This is a genomic window from Pseudomonas sp. B7 (genome assembly GCF_016735645.1).
Taxonomy (GTDB): domain Bacteria; phylum Pseudomonadota; class Gammaproteobacteria; order Pseudomonadales; family Pseudomonadaceae; genus Aquipseudomonas; species Aquipseudomonas glycinae.
The window spans coordinates 154,744-177,863 of record NZ_JAERRE010000006.1; the positions used below are offsets into that span (position 1 = coordinate 154,744).

Below are 23,120 nucleotides of genomic sequence, written 5' to 3' on the forward strand. Positions count from 1 at the left end.
CCTCCCGGTGGGAGGGGGACCCGGCTTAGAGGCGGAAGCCCTGGTAGTTTTCGGTCCACTGCTGCTGCGCGGCGAGGGCGGTTTTCAGGCGGCCGATCTGCTCGCGCACCTGTTGCGGCGCGGTGCCGCCCCAGCCGCTGCGGGCCGCGATGGCGGCTTCCAGGGTCAGGCTGTCACGCACGTCTGCCGTGAGGCGTGGGTCGATCTCGGCCAGCAATGCCGGCGAGGCTTCCCACAATTCAAGGTCGTGTTTTTCGCAGGCCTGAACCAGTGCGCCAGTGATTTCGTGGGCTTCCTTGAACGGCACGCCGCGCACGGCCAGCCAGTCGGCGACTTCGGTGGCGAGGGTAAAGCCCAGCGGCGCCTGACGCCGCAGTTCCTCGACGTTGACGGTCATGGTCGCGACCATCCCGGCCATCGCCGGCAGCACCAGCAGCAGGGTGTCGACGCTGTCGAGCACGCCGTTCTTGTCTTCGCTCAGGTCGCGGTTGTACGACAGCGGCAGGGATTTGAGCGTCGACAGCAGGCCGGTCAGGTTGCCGATCAGACGGCCAGCCTTGCCCCGGGCCAGTTCGGCGATGTCGGGGTTTTTCTTCTGCGGCATGATCGAGCTGCCGGTGGCGTAGGCATCGTCCAGATCGACCCAGCGGAACTGGCGCGACGACCACAGGCAGAATTCTTCGGCCAGACGCGAGATGTTGATCCCGAGCATGCTGGCGATGAACAGGAATTCGGCGACGTGATCGCGGCTGGCCACGGCGTCGATGGAGTTTTCGCAGACCCCGGCATAGCCCATTTCCTTGGCCGATTGTTGCGGCTGACGAGCGATCGCGGAGCCGGCCATGGCTGCGGCACCGAGGGGCGACAGCGAAGTGCGGGCGTCCCAGTCCATCAGTCGCTGCACGTCACGCAGCATCGATTGCGCGTGGGCCAACAGGTGATGGGCGAACACGATCGGTTGCGCTTGCTGCAAGTGGGTGAAGCCCGGGCAGATGCTTTCGACGTGCTGCTCGGCCTGATCAACTAGCGCCGTTTGCAGGGCCAGCACTTCCACGGCCAGGGTGCGCACGTGATCACGCAGGAACAGGCGCAGGTCGTTGGCGGTCTGGTCGTTGCGTGAACGGCCGGCGCGCAGCTTGCCGCCCAGTGCGCCGAGGCGTTCGGTCAGCAGGCGCTCGATGAAGGTGTGAACGTCTTCGTCGTCCAGCGTCGGGGCGATGCGCCCGGCAGCGAAATCGGCACCGATGCCGTCCAGGGCTTCGATCATCGTGCGGGTTTCCTGCTCGTCCAGCAGACCGGCACGTTGCAGTTCCCCGGCGTGGGCCTTGGAGCCGGCCAGATCGTACGGCGTCAGGCGGAAATAGCGCTCGGGGCAACGGGACAGGGCCGCCAGGGCAGCGGACGGGCCGCTTTTGAAACGGGCACCCCAGAGACGGTCGGTGGTTTGAGACATTTGTTGTTTTCCTCGTCGGTAACGCGAACTGAAATCGGTGTGCATGGCCCTGAAAAAACGTGCCGAACAATCGGCAGACGGAATCAGGCCAAAGCAGTTTTCAAGAGGGCAGTTGCAAAGTGACAAGAGCTGATCGAAGTGTCAGCTTTTAATGTTTGGCGATCAGTGAGTTGGCACTGATGTTCGGAATTTTCTGGCGGTTGCCAAGGCTGGTTTTCTGTGATCATTATTATTAGCCGGCGATGTTTTTGTTGTTGGACACAGATTGTTGAACATTGCGCCAGAGGTAAATCAGCATTATGGAAACCCCACTTTCCAATTCCGGAAACCCACCGGTCAAAACCGCTCACCGGGCACCGTTGGCCCTCAGCGGACTGGATTTCAAACTGCTCAAGGTATTCAAGGCGGTGGTCGAGGCCGGCGGCTTCAGCGCGGCGCAAAACGAGCTGAACGTGGGCCTGGCCGCGATCAGCAAGCAGATCTCCGACCTCGAAATCCGCATCGGCATGCGCCTGTGCACCCGGGGGCGCGAAGGGTTTCACCTGACCGAGGAAGGGCGTCTGGTGTATCAGGCGTCGATTGATCTGTTTGCCTCGGTCGACAACTTTCGTGACCGGCTTAGTTCTGCGCAGAACGAACTTATCGGCGATCTCGGAGTGGGGGTGATCGACAATACGATTAGCGATGATAATTCACCGTTAGTTGCCGCGCTTAGAAAGATAAATGAACATTCGCCGAAAGTAAGGTTTCAACTTCAGTCGACCCAATTGGATGAAGTGGAAAGAGGCGTGGTGGAAGGTCGCTTAGTTGCCGGAATAGTCCCGGTATATCAGAAACGCGAAGAGTTCGATTATTACCCGCTCTATGAAGAACGCTCGCAGGCTTACTGCGCGGTCGGCCACCCGTTGTTCGAGATGCCGGCGGAGCAGATGGGCGGTAACGTGCTGCAGGATTACGAGTGCATCAACCACCGCTACGCGATCCATCGCGACAAGCTCAACTTCGCCCGCTACGACAGTTTTTCCGCCTCGGCGACCCAGGTCGAAGCGGTCGCGTTGCTGATCAAGACCGGGCGTTTCGTGGGCTTTCTGCCGCAGCATTACGCCGCCGCGCTGGTGGCCGCCGGGCAGTTCCGCGCGGTGTGCCCGGAGCTGATCCACTTCGACACGCCATTCAATCTGATCCTGCGCCACAACACCGTGCGCAGTCCGCTGGTCAAGGCGTTTGCCCAGGCGCTGGGGGTTGATCTCAAGGCGACGGCGTGAGCACCAGGTGCATGGCGCAACGTCGCTCGCCGGGCAATCCGTGAGCGATTTCATCGCGCAATACTTGGTTCAGACGCTCGTCGCTGTCGTCGGCGTTCAATAGCGCAAAACCCATGCGTTGATAGAACGGCGCATTCCACGGCAGATCGCGAAACGTCGTCAGCGTCACCGCCGGAAGTTGCCGCAGACGCGCCTGTTCAATCGCCGCCAACAGCAACTTGCGACCGACGCCCCGGCCCTGAAAGTGTTGGCTGACGGACAGTTCCTCAATGTGCAACTGTTGATCGACAGTCACCGCCTTTAAAAAACCTGCAAGTTGTCCGTCGTTGTTTTCCGCCACCCACAGTTCGCCCCGCTCAATAGCCGGTAAATGCGCCGAGGCCTTCGGCACATCGGCATCTGCCAACCAGGCCAGTGACGGGTCAAGGCGAAACAACTCGGCGGCCGAACGCTCAATGGCGGGAAGGGCGATGGCATCGGCTGCCAGGGCCTGTCGCACGGTAAAGGTCATCAGTCAGCGGTCCCTGTGGAAATCACGTCGCGCAGGTTAAGGCGTCAGCCACAGCAACACATAATCGTTTTTGTCGAAACGCCCGCTCAGCACCGGTTGCAGCGCCCCGAGCGGCGTGCCTTGCAGGGCTTGATAGTCGCTGCGATCCATCATCAGCCACGCCGGCCCCTTGAGTGCTTCGAGCGCTTGCGTGGTTTCAGTGAACAGCGGTTGCAGATCCTGCTCGACGTTGACCATGAACTTGATCGCCTTGGCGTCCTTGCCCATGCCGTGCAGCACCAGCGGCGCGGGTTGCTCGTGGATCCGCACCATGGCGGCCTGGCTGAAGGATCGCGTGTCATACAGCTGGCGCTCCACCGGCTCGAACACCAGCGCGTACGCCGACCAGACCGCCAGAACAGCGCTGAACGCGAGGACTTCGGTTCGCCAGCGCGGCAGCCACAACCGCGACAACGCGGCTACTTGCAGCAATCCCAGCACGATCATTACCGACGTCAGACCGGTCAACGACTCGGGAAACCGTCGCTTCGCCACCCATAACAGGACGATCAGCAACGCGGGAATCAACAACCACAATCCCTGCATGGCGACGCGCAGCCAGGCAAACGCCCGGCCGTGCAACACCTGAAACGGATACGCCGCAATGATCGCCGCCATGGGCAGCATCGGCAGCAGGTAACGGGCCTTTTTCGCCTGTGGAATCGACAGCCCGAGCATCACGATCAACCCCGCAGCGGCGCAATACTGCACCAGTCGCAAAGCCGAGCCGCGTTGCCGGGGCTTGCTCAACCATGCCGCCGCCAGTGCCAGCAAGGCCAGCGGATACGCCAGCGCGTAGTTGCCCAGTGAGCTGGTGAAGTAATACAGCGAACCGCTGACGCCTTCGCTGCCGTCCATGCGCCCCATGAACTGCATGCGGATCACGTCCTGACGAAACGCCGGCCCACCGCTGACCTCCGCCAGCCACAACAACAGACCGACGCAGGCCGCCAGCAGCAGCGAAGCCAGCACCCCGAAGAGCAACAGGCGTGACCATTGGCGATCCAGCAGGTAATAGCTGCACAGCATGCCGGTCGGCACCACCAGCCCGATCGGCCCGCGAATACCGAACCCCAGCAGTAACAGAATGAACACCAGCGGCCAGCGCCGACCGGCAGCGAAATGATCGTGGGCATAGCCGAGGTAGAACACCGAAAACGCGACGGCGGCGAGCATCAGGTCCTGCGACACCGCGCGCGTTTCGGTGATGAAGGTGCTGGTGAGCATCAGCAAGGCGATGCTGACCACCGCCCAGCGCACGGACGAGGGCGCGAGCAAGCGATACATCAACGTCACGATCACCGCGCCGGCAACCGCGCTCGGCAGCCACGCTGTCAGGCTGTTGACCGTGCCGAACGGCAACGACAACAGCCAGATGAACAGCGTCGAGAGCGCCGAATAATCGGCGTACGGCTCACCATAAGTGGTGGGAAACACGCTGGGTCCGTGCCGGAGCATTTCCTGGGCGAACAGCACGAAGCGCGAGTCGAAACCGATGGGCGCTTGCCCGTACACGCCGGCAATGAACAACACAAACGCCAGCAGCCCTGCGATCAGGGACTGCCGGCGCAGGGCGGGGGATAACCCCATCAAGCCACGTCCGAGGCGTGCGGCCACTGCTGCAAAGGAATTGGCAAGGTGCGCGATTCGCCACGGCCCATCGGGAAGTAGTGGAAGCCGTTACGGGCCAGGCGTTCGGCGTCGTAGAGGTTGCGGCCATCGAAGATCACCGGGGCCTTGAGGCGTTGCTGGATCAGGTCGAAGTCCGGCGCCTTGAACTGCTGCCATTCGGTGCAGATGATCAGCGCATCGGAACCGGCGAGTACCGATTCCGGAGTGCCCATCAACATCAGCTTCGATTCGTCCGGGTACAGGTTCTGGGTTTCCTGCATGGCTTCCGGGTCGAACGCCCGCACATTGGCGCCAGCGGCCCACAGCGATTCGAGCAAGACCCGGCTTGGCGCGTCGCGCATGTCGTCGGTGTTCGGCTTGAAGGCCAGGCCCCAGACCGCGAAGGTTTTGCCGCGCAGTTCGCCCTTGTAAAACGCGTTGATCCGTTCGAACAGCTTGTGTTTCTGCCGCTGGTTGATCGCTTCCACGGCTTGCAGCAAGTCGCTGGAGCAGTGCGCCTCTTCGGCGCTGTGGATCAGCGCGCGCATGTCCTTGGGAAAACACGAGCCGCCGTAACCGCAGCCGGGGTAGATGAAGTGGTAGCCGATGCGGCTGTCGGCGCCGATGCCCTGGCGTACCGATTCGATGTCCGCGCCCAGGTGCTCGGCCAGTTCGGCGATCTGGTTGATGAAGCTGATCTTGGTCGCCAGCATGCAGTTGGCGGCGTATTTGGTCAGCTCGGCGCTGCGCAGGTCCATGAACATGATGCGGTCGTGGTTGCGGTTGAACGGCGAGTACAGGTCGCGCATCACGTCGCGTACTTCTTCGCGTTCGCAGCCGATGACGATCCGGTCCGGCCGACGGCAGTCGGCGACGGCCGAACCTTCCTTGAGAAACTCCGGGTTGGAGACGATATCGAACTGCAACAGACGTCCGGCCTTGACCAAGGCTTTATCCAGATGCGCACGCAAAGTGTCACCGGTGCCGACCGGTACGGTGGATTTCTCCACCAGGATCAGCGGTTTCTCACGGTGCCGGGCCACGGCATCGCCCACCGACAGCACATAACGCAGGTCGGCCGAACCGTCCTCGTTGGACGGGGTGCCAACGGCAATGAACGCAACCTTGCCATGTTGCACCGCAAGTATTTCATCGCAGGTGAATTGCAGGCGCCCGGCATCCAGGCCTTCGCGGACCAGACTGGCCAGCCCCGGCTCGAAGATGCTGACGTGGCCCTGGCGCAACAGTTCGATTTTCTTCTCGTCGATGTCCATGCACACCACGTCGTGACCCACCTCGGCCAGGACGGCAGCCTGCACCAGACCGACATAACCGCTACCAAATACTGTGATTTTCATGGCGAACTCCTCAACTCCGGCGCACGGGCCGGACGAGTGTTGATAGTGATGACCCCGAGCATGACCAGCGCCACACCCAGTGATTTGGAGAAACTGAAGGATTCGTTGAACAGCGGCAGGCTGGCGGCCAGCAGGTACACCAGCGCATAGCTGATGCTCAGCAGCGAATAGGCCCGGCCCAGCGGCAGATCGCGCAGGGCGGCGAGCCAGCAGAGCATCGACAGCGCATAGGCGAAGATCGCCGCGAGCAGCACGGCCAGCGCAACTGAATCGACGCTGGGCACGGACAGCCACTGATCCGGCCGGGGCAGGCGCGTCATGCTCCAGCGCATGCTCAGTTGCGCCACGCTGACCAGCAGCACGCTGGCCAGGGCGAAGAGGATTCCACGACGCCGGTTCATGACTGTTGCCCCAGCAGCGCCACGCCACCGATCACCAGCAGCACGCCGAACCAGTGTTGAACGTCGACGGGTTCCTTGAACACGAAGCGGGCGATCAGGGTGATGATCACGAAATTGAGGCTGAGCATCGGGTAGGCGACGCTGACCGGCAGGCGCTGCAATACCAGCAGCCACACCAGCAGGCCGGAGCCGAGGGCAAACAGCGCCAGCCACAGCCACGGCGAGCGCCATTTGCGCGACCACGACAGGTCCGCGCCGCGCCAGTTCTCGACAGCGCATTTCTGCGCAACCTGGCCCAGGCAGGTCAGCAGGCAGGCGAGCAACAGCAGCCACAGGCTCATGAGGCCTCCTGGGGCAGAATCATGATCACCAGATTGCCCTGTTCATAACGAACGCCGTCCTTGGGCAGTCTGTCGAGTTCGTCCAGTTCGTCTTGCCCCTTGACCCGCATCACCACGCCGACCGAACCGGTCTTGCGGGCTTCGCGCATCCACTGTTGCACCTGATCAGGATCGACCCGTTGTTGTATGCCGTCAGGATAGGCAAGCCCATATTTCAGTTCGCCTATCGTGTTGTACAACGCCACCTGCGGGCGTTTGACCCGCCAGGACAGGGCCGAGGCGGCGCCCAGGTCGTTGCTCAACAGGTGGGTGGTGGCTGCCAGTTCCTTCTGGTGGGCGAGGACGAACTGGTCGGGCATCTTGTTCGCCACCACCGATCTGGGCAGCGCCGCTGGCAGTAACGCGATCAGCAGCAAACTGCCCACCGCCGGCGCCGCCCAGCATTGCAACGGACGAAACGCTTGCAGCAGGTTGCTGATGATCCAGCCGGTCAGGGCGATGAACACCAGCACCAGACTGTGCAATTCGTGGTCGTACAGCGGACGCTTGAGCTGCACGTAAACCAGCCCGATCAGCGTGACGATGCCCAGCAACAGATTCAGTAGACCATTGAGGCCCAGCGCCCGGCCTTGCTCCAGACGCAAGCGATCGGCCAGCGCGTGGCCCAGCAGCAACGCCAGCGGCAGCAGGCACGGCAGGATGTAGGTCGGCAGCTTGCCGTTGCTCAGGCTGAAGAACAGCAGTGGCATCAGCAGCCACAGGCCGAGAAACGCGATGCCGGTTTCGCGGCGGGTCTGCCACGCTTGCTTGAATGCCACCGGCAACATCCCGACCCACGGCAGACTGAACGCCACCAGCAGCGGCAGATAGAACCACCACGGCGCGTCATGCTGGGCATCGTCACCGGCAAAGCGGCGGATGTGTTCGTGCCAGAAGAAGAACCGCCAGTAATCCGGTTCCTGACCGTGCACCGCCAGCGCCCACGGCAGGCTGACGATGATCGCCACCGCGATGGCCACCGGACCGTACAGCAGCAATTCCTTCCAGCGTTTTTGCCAGAGCATCCACGGCAACGCGATCAGCACCGGCAGCAACCAGGCGAGAAAACCCTTGGTCATGAACCCCATGCCGCACGCCAGACCCAGCACCGCCCAGCCGGCCAGGCGCTGACCGTTGGATCGGCTGTCGAGGGCGAACCACAGCGCCACCAGACTCAGGTTGACCCAGAAGGTGAATTGCGGATCGAGGTTGGCGTAACCGGCCTGGCCAGCGACGATGACGAAACTCATGTAGAGCAGGGCGCAGACGAAGCTTTTGCGCGGGTCGTTCCACAAACGGCGGGCGATGAGGAAGCACAGCAGCACGCTCAGCCCGGTGCTCAGGGCCGAGGCAAACCGCACGCCGAACAGGTTTTGCCCGAACACGGCCTGCCCTAGCGCGATCATCCAGTAACCGGCCGCCGGTTTTTCGAAGTAACGCAGGTTCATGAAATGCGGCGACACCCAGTTGCCGCTCAGCAGCATCTCCTGGCTGATCTGCGCATAACGGGTTTCATCGGGAATCCACAGACCATGGCTGCCCAGCGGCAGCAGATAAGCCAGCAGAAAAATCCCCAGCAACAGCGGCAATGCCCAGCGTTTGCTCATGCGCCTTGCACTCCCAGCCAGCCTTCGCGGCCTTCGAGTGCGCCGCGTTGCACACGGCCGACGGGCAGGGTGTTGAGAAACTCGGGCAGCAAATCGCCCAACGGTTGGAAGTGAATGTTTTGCTGGCGTGCCTCGGCCAGCAGTCGACGAAAATCATCGGCCATCAGAATCCCTTCTACTTCGGCGTGAATGGTGTAGACGTTGAGGTTTTCAGGGCGGAACCGGTCGAGGATGAAGGCGTTGAAATCCTTCGCTGCCACGCTCGGCCCGACCACTTCATCGAAGGTCGGCAGGTCCACCGGAATCTGCGGCGCACCGACCGAGCCATCGGCCAGCAACGGACGGAACACCCGCTGCCCACGGCAATCGCTGTTGTAGCGAAAGCCGAAGGCCTGCTTGGCTTCGATCACTCGCTCGTCCGCACGCCAACCGGCGGCGGCCGAACACGTCACCTTTTCGCCGAGGATGTCGCTCAAGGTATCGACGCCCTGACGGATCTGCTCGACCAGTTGCGCAGCGCTCCAGTGCCCGGCATTGGCCTGCCAGCCGTGGTGATCCCAGGCGTGCAGGCCGACCTCGTGGCCGGCGGCCCGGGCCTGACGCATCAGGTGCCCGAGGTCGCGACCGATCGGCTTGCCCGGCCACGCCGTGCCCGCCAGCAGGATGTCCCAGCCGTACAGGCCGGCGGCGTTGGAGCGCAGCATCTTCCAGAGGAACTGCGGACGGATCAGGCGCCACAGATGCCGGCCCATGTTGTCCGGGCCGACACTGAAGAAAAACGTCGCTTTGATCTGCGCTTCATCGAGGATTTCCAGCAAGCGCGGCACGCCTTCGCGGGTGCCGCGAAAGGTGTCGACGTCGATGCGCAAACCGGCCTGCATTAACGCTTGCTCTCGATTTCGGCCATGGCCTCACGCAGGAAGAAGTCCAGCGTGTTGCCGATCGTCTCGCGCATTTCCACGGTCGGCGTCCAGTCCAGCAGGCGCTTGGCGTTGGCGATGCTCGGTTTGCGGTGCTCGACGTCCTGGTAACCGGCGCCGTAGAACGCCTTGCTTTCCACGTCGCGGAAACCGGCGAACGGCGGGAAGTTGCTGCGCAACGGGTGAGCCTCGAACTGGCGCAGCAACTCTTCGCCCAACTGGCGGATGCTGGCCTCGTTGTCCGGGTTGCCGATGTTGATGATCTGGCCGTTGCAGACGTCGTTGTCGTTATCGATGATCCGCGCCAGTGCTTCGACGCCGTCGGCGATATCGGTGAAGCAGCGCTTCTGCTCGCCGCCGTCGAACAGGCGGATCGGCGTGCCTTCCACCAGGTTGAGGATCAACTGGGTAATGGCGCGGGAGCTGCCGATACGGGCCGAATCCAGACGGTCGAGGCGCGGGCCCATCCAATTGAAGGGACGGAACAGGGTGAAGTTCAGGCCTTTGGCGCCGTAGGCCCAGATCACCCGGTCGAGCAATTGCTTGGACACCGAGTAGATCCAGCGTTGTTTGTTGATCGGGCCGACGGTCAGGTTGGAGCGGTCTTCGTCGAAGTGCTTGTCCTGGCACATACCATAGACTTCCGAGGTCGACGGGAAGATCACGCGCTTGTTGTATTTGACGCAGTAGCGCACCAGTTTCAGGTTTTCTTCGAAGTCGAGCTCGAACACCCGCAGCGGGTTGCGCGTGTATTCGATCGGCGTGGCGATGGCCACCAGCGGCAGGACCACGTCGCATTTCTTGATGTGGTACTCGATCCACTCCGAGTGAATGCTGATGTCGCCTTCGACGAAGTGGAAACGCGGGTGGCTGCGCAGGCGGTCGATGGCATCGGAGCCGATGTCCAGGCCATAGACTTCGTAGCGCTCGTCACGCAGCAGGCGCTCGGACAAATGGTTGCCGATGAAACCGTTGACGCCGAGGATCAGCACCCGTGTACGGCGTGGCCCGCGACCGGATTCGGCACCGCGCAGCAGCGAGCCGTCCACCAGTCCCAGTTCACTGGCCAGTTGCGGGCCGCTCAGGTACAGCCCGTTGTCGTTGCGCTGGCCGGCGTTGATCACCAGCGAATCTTCACCGCAGGCGATGCGCAGCGGATCGACACTGATGACTCGGCCCGGCGCCTGACCTTCGTTGCCCTTGACCACGTCGGCGCTCCACACGATCAGCTTGTGCTCGCCCACGGCGCAGAAGGCGCCCGGATACGGACGGGTCACGGCTCGCACCAGGTTGAACAGTTGCTCGGCCGGTTGCGCCCAGACCAGTTTGCCGTCCGCCGGGGTGCGACGACCGAATACCGTGGCCTGGGATTCGTCCTGCGGGGTTTCGGTGATCTTGCCCTGAAGCATCGCTGGCAGCGCGTCGCGCAGCAGGTCGCTGGCGGCCGTGCGCAGTTTGCCGTGCAGGCTCAGCGCGGTGTCGCTGCGTTCGATGGCTACACGTTGTTGGGCGACGATGGCGCCGGCGTCGGCGCGTTTGACCATGCGGTGCAGGGTGACACCGGTTTCGGTTTCGCCGTTGACCAGCACCCAGTTGGCCGGCGCGCGGCCACGGTAACGCGGCAACAGCGAGCCATGCAGGTTGAACGCGCCTTTTTTGGCGAGGGCCAGCAAGGGCTCGCTCAGCAGGTTGCGATAGTAGAACGAGAAGATGTAATCCGGATCGAGCTTGGCGATCCGCTCGATCCACAGCGGATGGTTGGCGTCTTCCGGTGCATGAACCGCGATGCCGTTGTTGGCGCACAGTTGCGCGACCGAGGCGTAGAAGGTGTTCTCCTTAGGGTCATCGGCATGGGTAAACACCGCCGCAATGTCATAGCCACTGTCGAGCAGGGCTTGAATGCCGGCGCAGCCAATATCGTGGTAAGCGAAGACAACGGTTTTTGCGCTCATGAGAGAACCTGATCAGACGTGGAGTTGGAAGTGAGGCCGTCAACGGTGATGGCGGGGGCCGGCGTGGCGGGATGGCCGCGCAGGACTTTTTCAATGAAGAAACGCGGGCGGGCGCGCACGTCGCTGTACATGCGGCCCAGGTACTCACCCAGCAGCCCCATGCCGATGAATTGGCCGCCGGTGAACACGAACAGCACGGCGAACAGCACGAACAGGCCATCGCCGGCCCATCCGGCGCCAAACGCCAGGCGCATGAAGATCAGCGCCGCCGCGAACAGCACGCCGAGCCCGGCCATGGCGAAACCGACAATGCTCAGCAGGCGCAGGGGCGTGGTGGTCATGCAGGTGATCAAGTCGAACATCAGGTTGATCAGGCGCATCGGGCTGTATTTCGAATCACCGTGTTCGCGCTCGGCGTGGGCCACGGGGATTTCCGTAGTGTGGCGGGCGAAGCTGTTGGCGAGGATCGGAATGAACGTGCTGCGTTCGCGACAGGCGAGCATCGCGTCGATGATAGTGCGGCGGTAGGCGCGCAGCATGCAGCCGTAGTCGCTCATGGCGACGCCGGTGGAGCGCTGCACCGCGAGGTTGATGAGTTTCGACGGATAACGGCGCAGCGCCGAATCCTGACGGTTGCCGCGCACGGTGCCGACCACGTCAAAGCCCTTTTCGGCCTCGGCCACCAGGCGCGGGATTTCTTCCGGCGGGTTCTGCAGGTCGGCGTCGAGGGTGATCACCACGTCGCCCTTGCACTGTTCGAAACCGGCCATGATCGCCGCGTGCTGACCGTAGTTGCGGTTGAGGATGACTGCCACGAACGGGCTGTCCACGACCGAGGCCGCCTCTTCGAGCAATTGCGCGGAGGCGTCGCGGCTGCCGTCGTCGACCAGCACGATTTCGTAGTCATGACGCAGTTGCTTGCAGGCGGCTTCGGTGCGGCGCAGCAGTTCCGGCAGGCTGTCTTCTTCGTTGTAGACCGGGATGACGATCGACACGCAATGAATCGGATAAGGTCTCACGGGCGTTTCCCCATCAGGTGTTCAATGGCCCCGACGACCCGGTCCAGTTCCTGGTCGGTCATGTCGGGAAACAAGGGAATCGAGCACAGCCGCGCCGAGTTCCACTCGGTGTCGGGCAGGGACAGGTGCGGATCACGCTGGCGATACCAGGTGTGCAGGTGGGTGGCGATGAAGTGGATGCCGGTGCCAATGCCTTGTTCCTGCAAACCCTTCATGAAGGCTTCGCGGTCGATGCCGCAGCGTTCGCTGTCGATGCGCAGGATGAACAGGTGCCAGGCGTGCTGCTGGGCGTATGGCGGCACGGCCAGCGGTTGCACTGGCAGGCCTTCGAGTTTTTGCAGGTATTGCGTGGCCAGTTCGGTGCGACGGGCGTTGATCGCGTCCAGACGCTCCAGCTGCACCAGCGCAATCGCGGCGTTGATGTCGGCCAGGTTGTATTTGAAACCGGGCTCGATCACCTGGGCTTGGGGTTTGCGGCCGTGGGTCAGGCGGTCGTAGGCATCGACACCCAGGCCATGAAACTTGAGCATGCGCACGCGGTTGGCCAGGGCTTCGTCGTCGGTGACGAACATCGCGCCTTCGGCACAGGTCATGTTCTTGATCGCGTGGAACGAGAAGATCGCGGTGCCTTGCGAACCCACGGGGCGGCCCTTGTAGCGGGTGCCAGCGGCGTGGGCGGCGTCTTCGATCACGGCGATGCCATGCTTGTCGGCCAGCGCGTAGAGCGGGTCGAGATCAAACGCGGCGCCGGCGTAATGCACCGGAATGATTGCTTTGGTGCGCGGGGTGATGGCGGCTTCGATGCGCGCGGCGTCGGTCATCAGGGTGTCGCGGTCGACATCGACGAACACCGGCGTGGCGTCGAGCAGCGAGATCATGTTGGCGGTCGACACCCAGGTCTGCGACGGGGTGATGACTTCATCGCCGGGGCCGATTCCCAACGCCAGTAACGTTACATGCATGGCACCGGTGGCCGAGGAAAGTGCCACGGCATGACGACTGCCGACGTACTGGGCAAATTGTTCTTCGAGGGCCTGGTTTTTCGGCCCGGTGGTGATCCAGCCGGAGCGCAGGACTTGCTCCACGGCGGCAATTTCTTCATCACCGATACTGGGGCGGGAGAAGGGGAGAAACGCCTGACTCATGCACACCTCATTGCAAAGAAAAAAGAAATAGATCCACAGAAAAATCGGATCCAATCAAAGCGTAGACGCGAAAAAATCCTTTGCATCAATAAGTTGCCAAGACGACATAACGTCGGGTTCGGTTGACTTTTCAGGCATTGCCCGGCAGCTTGGGCGGCGCCGGCACAGGACTCAGTGGAATTAAGGTTATGCCCGTTTTTGTGAAAGGAACATGAAAAACCGGTCGGCGAATCGTTTATCTGAAACCCATACAGCCACTGTTCAGACTTCTACCGTTTATCGCGGTTTTTAGTAGAAAAGTCCTACGGAAGTGTTCCCCTTATATTAAGAATGTTGCAGTTGTTAGTTGCTGTGTTGAACTGTTTTTACTCAAGGCCCGACGTTTGATTGACTTACCCGTTGCATCCCCCGAACCCCTGAAAACCAACCCGATGACCGTGTATCTAGCGCGTCTGGCTCCCTCCAGCCAACTCACCATGCGTTACGTTTTACAAGATGCCGCCGACCGTCTCGGTTTCGAAGACATGAACGTCGAAGAAATTCCCTGGCATGCGCTGCAACCGGAAGATGTGGTTGCATTAGTCGCTGCATTGCGCGCCGACAATTACGCACCGAATACTTCTTCGCTTTATGTAAACGCCATTCGCGGTGTAATGAATGAAGCCTGGCGCATGAGCCTGATCAGCCAGGAACATCTATTGAAAATGCGCTCGGTCAAAGGCATTGCCGGCACACGACTGTCTCAGGGGCGCAATTTGAAGCGCACGCTGATTCATGAATTGATGGAAGTCTGCGCCGCCGATCCACGGCCACAAGGTTTGCGCGATGCGGCGGTGATTGCGCTGTTGTACGGCACTGGCATGCGCAAGTCGGAGTCGGTGGATCTGGATCTCAATCAGGTCGATTTCAACGAGCGCAGTCTGTGCGTGACTGCCAAGGGCAATAAACAACTGATCAAATACGCGCCAGCCTGGGCGTTCGCCAAACTCAATGCCTGGCTGGAGTTTCGTCGCTCGGAACTCAAGGAAGGCGAGAGCGACGACGCGTTTCTGTTCAACCGCATCCGCCGTGGCAGCCATATCACCCGCGAGCGCATCACCAAGCACGCGATCTATTACATCGCCCGCCAGCGCGGCACCCAGGTCGGGGTGAAGATCATGCCCCATGATTTCCGCCGTTCGTTCATCACCCGGGTGATCGAAGAACACGACCTGTCGATTGCCCAGAAGCTGGCCCACCACAGCAATATCCAGACAACCGCCAACTACGACGTGCGCGACGACAACGAGCGTCGCCGCGCGGTGGATCGCTTCGACCTGTAGTCAGGGCGTTGCAAAGACGTGGGCCGCCCCCAGAATGGACAACTGCACGGCGCTGCCGGCCGGTGGCGCGTGCATGCCGGAGCTGCGCACCAGCAGTGAGCGACCGGGGCTGGCTTGCGTGCGAAGTTCCACCGTCAGTGTGCAGACGTTGCCGCCGAAGTCCCGATCAGTGACCACCGCGTGACAGCCGTCCGGATCGGCGGGAATGTCCGACAGTTGCAGTTGTTCGGGCCGCAGCATGATCTGCGCGGCGCCGGCAAACCCGTTGCTGTTGACCATCACCCGGCCCAGGTCGCAGTGCGCCCAGCCGGCTTCGATCCGGGCGGGCATGACCACGGCGTCGCCGAGAAAATGCGCAGTTTGCTCATCGTTGGGGTAGCGGTAGAGGTCCATCGGATGGCCTGACTGCACCAGCCGACCGTCGCGCATGACCGCCAACTGATCGGCGAACGACAGCGCTTCGCCCTGATCGTGGGTCACCAGAATCGTGGTCACGCCAGCCTCTTCCAGCAGGCGCGCGACCATTTTGCGCATGGCGCCGCGCAGGCCGGTGTCGAGGGCGGAGAAGGGTTCGTCGAGCAGCATCAGGCGTGGACGTTGGGCCAGTGCCCGGGCGAGGGACACCCGCTGCTGTTGGCCGCCGGACAACTCGTGGGGCCAGCGTGTGGCCATGTCGGCGTTCAGGGCGACGTTGTCCATCAGCGCCTGAATGCGCTCGGTTCGGGCGCTGCCGGTTTCCGCCAGCCCGAAGCCGATGTTGTCGGCCACGGTCATGTGCGGGAACAGCGCGCCATCCTGTGGCACGTAACCGATTTGTCGTTGATAGGCGGGTACGGCGTGGGTGCTGTCGACCAGGGTCTGGCCGTTCAGCGTGAGGCTGCCGGCATCGGGGAATTCGAACCCGGCGATCATCCGCAACAGGGTGGTCTTGCCGGACCCGGACGGGCCGACGATCACCGTGCGGCTGCCGGTCGGGACGGACAGGTTGATGGAGTCCAGCGCCGTCTGTGCGCCGAAGGATTTGCTGAGATTGATGATGTCGAGAGCGTTCATCGGCCGGCACTGCGCCTGGATTGGTGATAGAGGATGGCCGTGAGCGGCAGCGACAGCAGCACCATCAGCAGGGCGTAAGGCGCTGCGGCGGCGTAGTCGATTTCGCTGGTCATGGCCCAGAAACCGGTTGCCAGGGTGCGCGTGCCGTTGGGCGCGAGCAGCAGGGTCGCGGTCAGTTCATTGGTGATCGCCAGAAACACCAGCGCCGCGCCCGCCGCCGCACCGGGCGCCGCCAGACGCAAGGTGATCAGCCAGAGGGCGCGCAACGGTGAACGGCCGAGGCTTTGTGCGATGTTTTCCAGCTCCACCGGTGCCTGTGCAAACCCGGCGCGCAGGCTGACCAGCGCCCGGGGCAGGAACATCAGCAGGTAGGCCAGCAGCACGGTAATGGTGGTCTGGTAGATCGGTCGGGCGAAATGGATCGTCACGGTGACCAGCGCCAGCGCCACGACAATCCCGGGCAATGCGCTGGTGATGTAATTGCAACCCTCAAGCAGGCGTTGCAGCTTGCCGGGCGCCCGGATCGACAGCCAGGCAATCGGAATTGCCGCGAGGCTGGTCAACAGCGCGCCGGCCACGCCGAACGACAGTGTCTGCAGCAACGCCGGCAGTAACTCATTGCCCTGCCAGACCTCGGCACCGCCAGCGATCAGCCATTTGCCGAGGGTCAGCAACGGCACGCCGAGCGCCAGCAGGCAGGTCAGGCCTTGCAGGCACAACCCCAGCGCGGCGGTGCGCCGTTGTAGGCGCACGGTGCGTTGTTCTCGAGCGCTGCCGGAGCCGACGCGGGCGTATCGCGCATGACCACGGGCGCCGGATTCCACCACCAGCATCGCCAGGCAGCACAACGCCAGAACGCTGGCGAGCATGTTGGCGGCCGGGCCGTTAAAGGTCGATTTGAACTGGTCGAAGATCGCCGTGGTGAAGGTGTCGAAACGGATCATTGCGTACAGGCCATATTCGGCCAGCAAGTGCAGGCCGACCAGCAACGCGCCGCCACAGATCGCCAGCCGCAATTGCGGCAGCACCACCCGGAAGAACACGGCCCACGGTTTCAGGCCGAGGGATTCGGCCACGTCTTCAATCGCCGGATCGAGACGACGCAACGTCGCCGCAATCGGCAAATAGAGGAACGGGAAATAGGCGATCACCGACACCAGCACCCCGGCCGGCAGCCCATGAATCGACGGAAACAGGCTGACCCATGCGTAACTGTGCACGAACGCCGGTACCGCCAGCGGCGCAACCGCCAGCAGTGACCACAATCGCCGTCCCGGCAGGTCGGTGCGTTCGGTCAGCCACGCCAGCGTGGTGCCGAGCACGATGCAGATCGGCAGCGTGATCAGCACCAAGAGCACGGTGTTGATCAGCAGCTCGGCGACCCGCGGACGGAAGACCAAGGCTTCGATAGTCGCCCAGCCGGTGTACCACGACACGCCGACCACAAAACCGATCGGCACCAATGACAGCAGCGACACCGCGATGGCCAGCACGACCACCCATGGACTCCCGCGCCCATTGAGGGCGCGGGTCCGGCGTGACAAATGGGCGGAGGGCGCCGTAGCGATCCCCGCCGACAGAGTTTCAGGCACCAATTAAATCAGTCCTGCCTGGGTCATCAGTTCGACGGCTTTCTTGCTGTCGAGCTTCGATGCATCGACTTTCGGCGCGTCCAGATCCTTCAACGGCACCAGTTTGGGGTTGGAGGCCGAGTCCTTGCCCACGGCGTATTCAAAGGAATTGCCGGTGCGCAGGACTTCCTGGCCTTGTTTGCCGGTGATGTACTGGAGGAATTTCTGCGCGTCCTCCTGGTGTTTGCTGGAAGCCAGCACGCCACCACCGGAAATGCTCACGAACGCCCCCGGATCCTGATGCTTGAAGTAGTGCAGGGCAGTGTTCTTGCTGTTTTCGCCGGTCTTGGCCTGATCGACGAACGCGTAATAGTGATAGATCACGCCGCTGTCGACTTGCCCGGCATTCACCGCTTTGAGCACCGAACTGTTGCCCCGGTAGGCGGTGAAATTCGCTTTCATGCCCTTGAGCCATTCGAGGGTGGCGGCTTCGCCTTTCTGTTCCAGCACGGCGGCGACGATGGCCTGGAAATCCGCACCGGCAGGCGACGCGGCCCAGCGACCTTTCCAGGCGGGGCTCGCGAGGTCCATCAGGGATTTGGGCAGGTCTTTTTCCGCCAGTTTCGTCGGGTTGTAGACGAACACCGTCGAGCGCGCGGCGATGCCGACCCACTGACCGTGGGCCGGTCGATAAGCCGCATCGACTTGCTCAAGGGTTGCCGGAGCCACCGGCGCGAACAGCTTGGCGTTGTCCACCAGGACCATGGCCGGGGAGTTTTCCGTCAGGAACACATCCGCCGGCGACGCCGCACCTTCCTGCACGATCTGATTGCCCATTTCCGTGTCGTCGCCGTTGCGCACGGTGACCGGGATCCCGGTTTCCTCGGTGAAGCCGGCGACCCAGGCCTTGGTCAGGGTTTCGTGCTGGGCGTTGTAGACCACAAGGCCGACGGAGTCGGCGGCAAACACCTGACCGGCCGCGAGCAGCGCAGTCGCCAGCGCGGCCTGTTTCAGAAAGGACGGAAGGGATGGACTCATGGCGGGGGCAGCTCCTGTTTTTAGACGTTATGGGCAAGCATTCGCGGGAGTTTCAATGCGAATGATTTGCATATGTTGGCTGGCTGGCAATGTAGAGAGGCAAATGAGAAAAAAACGTCAAAACAACCGTTAATACATGTCATTGCCATTCAGGTTAGCAGTCACTTGGCGGGGACGCCGGGCGAACCCGGCGCTGTCTTTCAGGAGCCTTGGGGCAGGTAGGCGACGCTTTGATCCTCGCGACCGTGGAACAACTGTTCGCCGCGGGTGGGCGTGGTGGTAATGACCTGATGATCGCGGCTGAGGTGACTCAGCGGAACGGGATCGCCGGTGCGGTACTGGGCGACAAAGAGGGTCCGTTGCGGATCCCACTGCTGACCGCTGGTGCGTTCCAGCCAGGCGATCATGGCTGCGGTATCGCCGTCGCGCGGGAAATCCCGGCTCTGCGGCACGTAGTAGAACGGCGCACCGCCGGTCTGCAGGTACATCGGCACTTTATTGTCGACCTCGACCATTACCACATGCCATTGACTCAAGGGAGCGCGTTGGCTGGCTTGCAGGCGCACGGTTTCGCCGAAACGGATTGCGCCGCCTCCGCTGTTGGTCCACGGGTAAAGCACACCGAGTATGCCGAGCAGCAGGACAGTGGCCACGCCGAAACCGATTTTCAGGCCACGCCCGCCGAACGGGCCTTCGGCATTTCGAGCCGCCAGGCGCCGGGTAATCCACCACGCCCCGAGCAGTTGCGCGAACGGCACCAGTGGCAGCACGTAATAACTGCGCCGGCTGCCGCTGGCCGTGAAGAACAGCATTAATAACCCCAGGCCCTGAATCAGCCAGCGGGTGTCCGGTTCGATGTGTTTCCAGTTACACGCCGCGACCCACAGGGCAATGATCCAGCACGGTGCCCATGGCAGGGTGTAGATCGGCAGGTACAGCAAATAGGTGTAGATCGGGCCGATGTTGTCGAATGGCTGGAAAAACCGCACGACGTTTTCCCGCAAGACCAGCCCGAGGCCGCTTTCCCCGTAATTTGGCGCGCCGTAGAGGTGGGACAGCAGGAAGGGCGTCATGTAGAACGCCCCGGCAATCACCAGCGCGGCGAGTAGTCTCAGATTGAGATGACGCTTCCAGCGGCCTTCATGCAACAGGTGCGGCAGCAGCACCAGCCCCGGCAGGATAAAGCCGATCAGCCCCTTGAACAGTGAGGTCAGGGCCAGCAAACCGCAGAACACCACGTAGCGCGAAAACCGGGTGTCTTCAGGACCGCGCCAATACCACCAGACCGCTGCCAGCACCCCGCACACGGTCAGAATGTCGGCCGTGGCGACCCGCGCCCAGAACACGAAATAGAAGGTGGTCGCCAGCATCCAGCCGGCGATCAGTCCCGTGCCCTTGCGAAACCGCTGCTCGCCCAGTTGATACACCAGCCACACGCTCAACCATGCGGACACCACCGAAGACAGGCGCAGCGACCAGTGATCGAGACTGCCGGTCAGCCAGGCGGTCGCGGTGATCATCCAGTACGACAAAAGCGGCTTGTCGTAGTAGGGATCGCCCTTGAGGTACGGATCGAAGTAATCGCCGCTTTGCAGCATCTGCAACGCGATGTTGGCCCAGCGGGTTTCCGCGCCCCACAGTTCGCGGCTGCCAAGGCCGAGCAGCAACATCAGGGCGCTGGCCGCCAGCAGGAGCAACAGGGCGGCGCGGTCGTTGTTGCGCACCGTCATGGCTGTTTCTGCGCAAAGATGAAAATGTGCAGATTGCCGCGCCGATAATGCTTGCCGTCCACGGGCAGCAATTCAACTTCCTGTTCTTCCTGCGTACTGTTGACGCGCAAGACCACACCGACGGCGCCTTTTTTCCGCGCTTCGGTCATCCACTGGCCGACGCCGTCCATAGTGACTTTACGTGCTTCCATGGCCGGGTCTTCGAGGCCGTACTTCAGCTCACCGATGGTGTTGAACAGATCCACCTGCGGACGCTTCAGGCGCCATGCCAGCGCGGAGGCCGCCCCCAGGTCGTTGCTCAGCAGCGACGCGGTTTCACTCAGTTCCCGTTGATGCTCGGCAATGAACTGATCCGGCATCTTGCTGTTGACGATCTGCGCCGGCATGGCGGCGGGCAGCAACGCCACGAGCAGGCCGATGCCCAGCGCCGGCATTGCCCACAATGTCAGTGGCCGCAGCACTTGCAAGGCGTTGGCGATGATCCAGCCTACCAACACGATATAGGCCAGCGACAGGCTGAACATCTCAGTGTTTTCGTAGATTTCCTTCGTGGCCTGAAGATAGAGCAGGGCCACCAGCGCAACACTGGCGAGTACCGTGTTGAACACACCGTTCAGGCGCAGGAACCGGCCACTGCGTTGATCCAGCCACTTGACTACGGTCTGTCCCATCAACAGCGCGACGGGCAGCAGGCACGGCATGATGTACGTAGGAAGTTTGCCGCTGCTCAGACTGAAAAAGGCCAGTGGCAGCAGGAACCACAGTGCCAGGTAGGCGGTTTTTGCCTCACGCTTTTCGCGCCACATGCGCAGCAAGGTCGGAGGCAGAAGCAGCGCCCACGGCAGGGTCGAGGCAAACAGCAACGGCAGGTAGAACCACCACGGGCGGGCATGTTGCGCGTCGTCACCGGCGGCAAAACGACGGATGTGTTCGTGCCAGAAGAAGAACCGCCAGAAGTCCGGTTCCCGGTAATGGACTGCCAACACCCACGGCAGGCTGACGAGGGCGCAGAGCACCACGGCGACCAGTCCGTAACGCACCAGCTCACCGAATCGCCGTTGCCAGAGCATGTAGGGCAGGGCGATCAGCACCGGCAACAGCAGGGCCAGGAACCCTTTGGTCATCAGCCCTATGCCGCAAGCGACACCGAGCAGCGCCCAGCCACCCAGGCGAGCGCGGGGCGTGCGGCTGTCGATGGCAAACCACACAGCCACCATGCTCAGGTTGACCCACAAGGTGAATTGCGGATCGAGATTGGCATAGCCGGCTTGACCTGCAATCAGCCCGAAACTCATGTACAGCAGGGCGCTTGCGAGGCTGATGCGCGGGTTGTTCCAGAGCCGGCGGGCCATCAGGTAGGTCAGCCAGACGCTGGCGCCGGTACTCAGCGCCGAAGCGATACGCACGCCGAACAGGTTGTCACCGAAAATTGCCTGGCCGATGGCAATCATCCAGTAGCCGGCAATCGGTTTCTCGAAATAACGGATGCCCATGAAGTGCGGGGCTACCCAATTGCCACTCAGCAGCATTTCCTGGCTGATCTGGCCGTAGCGGGTTTCATCGGGGATCCACAGGCCGTGGCTCATCAATGGCAGCAGGTAAAACATCACGAACGCCAGAATAAGGCCGGGGATGGCCCAGCGTTCGACCGCAGTCGTCGAAGGGAAAAGGGCAGTGTGTCGCAGCGGGTTGTTTTCAGACGTCATGACAAAGCCTTGGTACCGTACGAAGTTCTGATGTCGATGACCTGCCCGGCGTGTTCCTGAGCGGGCGCGTCATCGTGTTGAATGAATGCAGGTGTCGGGCATTTCCTGTATCCAGAGAACTGTCGTACCTCCAGGCCGAAGTTCTCGCGATAAAGCCAAGTCTAAAAAAACCAGCTGTCCAGTAAGTCGGAGGGCAGATACATCTCTCATTACAATTTAATGAAGTGTGCTTTGTTTAATTAAAAACAGCTCAGAACTGTCAATTAGCTGTAACCAGGACGTTAATCGCTATTGAGTTGTGACCAGGCCTCGGCATTCAGAATGCCCAGCACTTCAAGTTGCCCCTTGGCATCAATGCGAACAAACAGCGTGCTTCCATAATCAGCGGCGATCGCATGGGGAAAACCGGTCTGTTTTTCAAAGTCGCTGATGCAGCCGCTATGGGTGACCAGCACCAGATTGCGCTGTGCAACTTTGTGCGCCACCACCTCGTTACGCAGCGACGAACCGCAGGATTCAAGCCAGGGCTGGGCAGTAGCGTCCTGCCCGAACATGGCACGCGCCGTTTGCACGGTTCGGGTCAGCGGGCTGGTGAACACCTGTGCCTGCTGCATGCCCAAGCTCTTGAAACCCTTGCCCACCCGCACAGCCGAGTCATTGCCTACCTGAGTGATGCCGTCTTCCGGGCCCAGACAAAGATGGTCGGAGCGGTCGCAACGTTCAGCATGGCGCACCAGTGCCACCACTTCGCCCGCCTGCCAGGCCCTGGTCCAGTCAGCCCTTGAGGCCTTCCCCGCGTGGCCCAGATCAATGGGGGAGCGGGTTACCCAGACAAAGCCGCTGACCAGTGCAATCGCCACCCCTGCACCGACGACCGTCAGCAGTTTTCCAAGTCGCACTAGTCGACGTTGTTTATAGACTGCTGTTAATAGCATCTGTCGCTCCACGCCATGCCCCTTAACTTCGCAGGCGCAACTGGCCTGCGATTTAATCAACTTTATGGTTGCGTACTTGAATGCTGGCTGAATGTTGGGGCTAT

The 23,120-nt window shown here is 61.9% G+C and carries 19 protein-coding genes; 2 read left to right on the forward strand and 17 right to left on the reverse strand.

The window, feature by feature from the left end; genetic code table 11:
- Positions 1 to 25: 25 nt before the first annotated feature.
- Entirely contained in the window at positions 26 to 1,453 is a 1,428-nt protein-coding gene (gene argH / locus JKA62_RS15475; RefSeq protein ID WP_011334264.1) for an argininosuccinate lyase, read from the reverse strand.
- 299 nt (positions 1,454 to 1,752) lie between these two features.
- Between argH and JKA62_RS15480 the strand changes: the two genes are divergently transcribed.
- Positions 1,753 to 2,718, forward strand: a complete 966-nt coding sequence (locus JKA62_RS15480; protein WP_011334263.1) for a LysR family transcriptional regulator — start codon at positions 1,753 to 1,755, stop codon at positions 2,716 to 2,718.
- On the opposite strand, the gene JKA62_RS15485 is transcribed toward JKA62_RS15480, so the two are convergent.
- The 10 genes from JKA62_RS15485 to arnB are packed head-to-tail and all read right to left on the reverse strand — an operon-like array spanning position 2,702 to position 13,661.
- Complete coding sequence (locus JKA62_RS15485) at positions 2,702 to 3,229, reverse strand: GNAT family N-acetyltransferase (protein ID WP_011334262.1); 528 nt, start codon at positions 3,227 to 3,229, stop codon at positions 2,702 to 2,704. The two genes, JKA62_RS15480 and JKA62_RS15485, sit on opposite strands and share 17 nt — an antisense overlap.
- A 36-nt stretch (positions 3,230 to 3,265) precedes the next feature.
- Entirely contained in the window at positions 3,266 to 4,858 is a 1,593-nt protein-coding gene (locus tag JKA62_RS15490) for an ArnT family glycosyltransferase (protein WP_201818507.1), read from the reverse strand.
- Positions 4,858 to 6,237: a UDP-glucose dehydrogenase family protein gene (locus JKA62_RS15495; protein WP_011334260.1), complete on the reverse strand. Its 1,380-nt coding sequence runs from the start codon at positions 6,235 to 6,237 to the stop codon at positions 4,858 to 4,860. Before JKA62_RS15495 ends, JKA62_RS15490 begins: the two co-directional genes overlap by 1 nt.
- Entirely contained in the window at positions 6,234 to 6,638 is a 405-nt protein-coding gene (arnF, locus tag JKA62_RS15500; protein WP_201818510.1) for a 4-amino-4-deoxy-L-arabinose-phosphoundecaprenol flippase subunit ArnF, read from the reverse strand. Before arnF ends, JKA62_RS15495 begins: the two co-directional genes overlap by 4 nt.
- A complete protein-coding gene (gene arnE / locus JKA62_RS15505) occupies positions 6,635 to 6,979 on the reverse strand; it encodes a 4-amino-4-deoxy-L-arabinose-phosphoundecaprenol flippase subunit ArnE (protein WP_011334258.1) in 345 nt (114 codons plus the stop codon). Before arnE ends, arnF begins: the two co-directional genes overlap by 4 nt.
- On the reverse strand, positions 6,976 to 8,625 hold the full coding sequence (arnT, locus tag JKA62_RS15510; RefSeq protein WP_201818511.1) for a lipid IV(A) 4-amino-4-deoxy-L-arabinosyltransferase: 1,650 nt from the start codon (positions 8,623 to 8,625) through the stop codon (positions 6,976 to 6,978). Before arnT (JKA62_RS15510) ends, arnE begins: the two co-directional genes overlap by 4 nt.
- Positions 8,622 to 9,506, reverse strand: a complete 885-nt coding sequence (gene arnD / locus JKA62_RS15515; protein WP_201818512.1) for a 4-deoxy-4-formamido-L-arabinose-phosphoundecaprenol deformylase — start codon at positions 9,504 to 9,506, stop codon at positions 8,622 to 8,624. The genes arnT (JKA62_RS15510) and arnD overlap by 4 nt, the downstream gene beginning before the upstream one ends.
- Positions 9,506 to 11,497 (reverse strand): bifunctional UDP-4-amino-4-deoxy-L-arabinose formyltransferase/UDP-glucuronic acid oxidase ArnA, encoded by a 1,992-nt coding sequence (gene arnA / locus JKA62_RS15520; protein ID WP_201818513.1) that lies wholly within the window; start codon positions 11,495 to 11,497, stop codon positions 9,506 to 9,508. Before arnA ends, arnD begins: the two co-directional genes overlap by 1 nt.
- Positions 11,494 to 12,516, reverse strand: a complete 1,023-nt coding sequence (gene arnC / locus JKA62_RS15525) for an undecaprenyl-phosphate 4-deoxy-4-formamido-L-arabinose transferase (protein WP_011334254.1) — start codon at positions 12,514 to 12,516, stop codon at positions 11,494 to 11,496. Before arnC ends, arnA begins: the two co-directional genes overlap by 4 nt.
- Complete coding sequence (gene arnB / locus JKA62_RS15530; protein WP_201818514.1) at positions 12,513 to 13,661, reverse strand: UDP-4-amino-4-deoxy-L-arabinose aminotransferase; 1,149 nt, start codon at positions 13,659 to 13,661, stop codon at positions 12,513 to 12,515. Before arnB ends, arnC begins: the two co-directional genes overlap by 4 nt.
- 431 nt (positions 13,662 to 14,092) lie before the next feature.
- Here arnB and JKA62_RS15535 point away from each other — a divergent pair, with 431 nt between their 5' ends.
- On the forward strand, positions 14,093 to 14,983 hold the full coding sequence (locus JKA62_RS15535) for a site-specific integrase (protein WP_011334252.1): 891 nt from the start codon (positions 14,093 to 14,095) through the stop codon (positions 14,981 to 14,983).
- On the opposite strand, the gene JKA62_RS15540 is transcribed toward JKA62_RS15535, so the two are convergent.
- The 6 genes from JKA62_RS15540 to JKA62_RS15565 form a co-directional block, all read right to left on the reverse strand.
- Complete coding sequence (locus JKA62_RS15540; protein ID WP_201818515.1) at positions 14,984 to 16,036, reverse strand: ABC transporter ATP-binding protein; 1,053 nt, start codon at positions 16,034 to 16,036, stop codon at positions 14,984 to 14,986.
- Positions 16,033 to 17,628, reverse strand: coding sequence for an ABC transporter permease (locus JKA62_RS15545; RefSeq protein WP_201818516.1), 1,596 nt, complete (start codon positions 17,626 to 17,628; stop codon positions 16,033 to 16,035). The genes JKA62_RS15540 and JKA62_RS15545 overlap by 4 nt, the downstream gene beginning before the upstream one ends.
- A 3-nt stretch (positions 17,629 to 17,631) precedes the next feature.
- On the reverse strand, positions 17,632 to 18,645 hold the full coding sequence (locus JKA62_RS15550; protein WP_201818518.1) for an iron ABC transporter substrate-binding protein: 1,014 nt from the start codon (positions 18,643 to 18,645) through the stop codon (positions 17,632 to 17,634).
- Between the two features lie 200 nt (positions 18,646 to 18,845).
- A complete protein-coding gene (locus tag JKA62_RS15555) occupies positions 18,846 to 20,375 on the reverse strand; it encodes an ArnT family glycosyltransferase (RefSeq protein WP_011334248.1) in 1,530 nt (509 codons plus the stop codon).
- Positions 20,372 to 22,081: a lipid IV(A) 4-amino-4-deoxy-L-arabinosyltransferase gene (gene arnT / locus JKA62_RS15560; protein WP_201818520.1), complete on the reverse strand. Its 1,710-nt coding sequence runs from the start codon at positions 22,079 to 22,081 to the stop codon at positions 20,372 to 20,374. Before arnT (JKA62_RS15560) ends, JKA62_RS15555 begins: the two co-directional genes overlap by 4 nt.
- Before the next feature lie 281 nt (positions 22,082 to 22,362).
- On the reverse strand, positions 22,363 to 23,016 hold the full coding sequence (locus JKA62_RS15565) for a histidine phosphatase family protein (protein ID WP_201818660.1): 654 nt from the start codon (positions 23,014 to 23,016) through the stop codon (positions 22,363 to 22,365).
- Positions 23,017 to 23,120: the final 104 nt, after the last annotated feature.

What these genes read in the sequence shown, in the direction of transcription:
- arnF (WP_201818510.1), bottom strand. Translation starts at nt 6,638, where the DNA reads ATGAACCGGCGTCGTGGAATCCTCTTCGCCCTGGCCAGCGTGCTGCTG.
- arnB (WP_201818514.1), bottom strand. Translation starts at nt 13,661, where the DNA reads ATGAGTCAGGCGTTTCTCCCCTTCTCCCGCCCCAGTATCGGTGATGAA.
- JKA62_RS15540 (WP_201818515.1), bottom strand. Translation starts at nt 16,036, where the DNA reads ATGAACGCTCTCGACATCATCAATCTCAGCAAATCCTTCGGCGCACAG.
- JKA62_RS15535 (WP_011334252.1), top strand. Translation starts at nt 14,093, where the DNA reads ATGACCGTGTATCTAGCGCGTCTGGCTCCCTCCAGCCAACTCACCATG.
- arnT (WP_201818511.1), bottom strand. Translation starts at nt 8,625, where the DNA reads ATGAGCAAACGCTGGGCATTGCCGCTGTTGCTGGGGATTTTTCTGCTG.
- JKA62_RS15495 (WP_011334260.1), bottom strand. Translation starts at nt 6,237, where the DNA reads ATGAAAATCACAGTATTTGGTAGCGGTTATGTCGGTCTGGTGCAGGCT.
- JKA62_RS15480 (WP_011334263.1), top strand. Translation starts at nt 1,753, where the DNA reads ATGGAAACCCCACTTTCCAATTCCGGAAACCCACCGGTCAAAACCGCT.
- argH (WP_011334264.1), bottom strand. Translation starts at nt 1,453, where the DNA reads ATGTCTCAAACCACCGACCGTCTCTGGGGTGCCCGTTTCAAAAGCGGC.
- JKA62_RS15555 (WP_011334248.1), bottom strand. Translation starts at nt 20,375, where the DNA reads ATGACGGTGCGCAACAACGACCGCGCCGCCCTGTTGCTCCTGCTGGCG.
- arnT (WP_201818520.1), bottom strand. Translation starts at nt 22,081, where the DNA reads ATGACGTCTGAAAACAACCCGCTGCGACACACTGCCCTTTTCCCTTCG.
- arnE (WP_011334258.1), bottom strand. Translation starts at nt 6,979, where the DNA reads ATGAGCCTGTGGCTGCTGTTGCTCGCCTGCCTGCTGACCTGCCTGGGC.
- JKA62_RS15550 (WP_201818518.1), bottom strand. Translation starts at nt 18,645, where the DNA reads ATGAGTCCATCCCTTCCGTCCTTTCTGAAACAGGCCGCGCTGGCGACT.
- arnD (WP_201818512.1), bottom strand. Translation starts at nt 9,506, where the DNA reads ATGCAGGCCGGTTTGCGCATCGACGTCGACACCTTTCGCGGCACCCGC.
- JKA62_RS15490 (WP_201818507.1), bottom strand. Translation starts at nt 4,858, where the DNA reads ATGGGGTTATCCCCCGCCCTGCGCCGGCAGTCCCTGATCGCAGGGCTG.
- JKA62_RS15485 (WP_011334262.1), bottom strand. Translation starts at nt 3,229, where the DNA reads ATGACCTTTACCGTGCGACAGGCCCTGGCAGCCGATGCCATCGCCCTT.
- JKA62_RS15565 (WP_201818660.1), bottom strand. Translation starts at nt 23,016, where the DNA reads ATGCTATTAACAGCAGTCTATAAACAACGTCGACTAGTGCGACTTGGA.
- arnA (WP_201818513.1), bottom strand. Translation starts at nt 11,497, where the DNA reads ATGAGCGCAAAAACCGTTGTCTTCGCTTACCACGATATTGGCTGCGCC.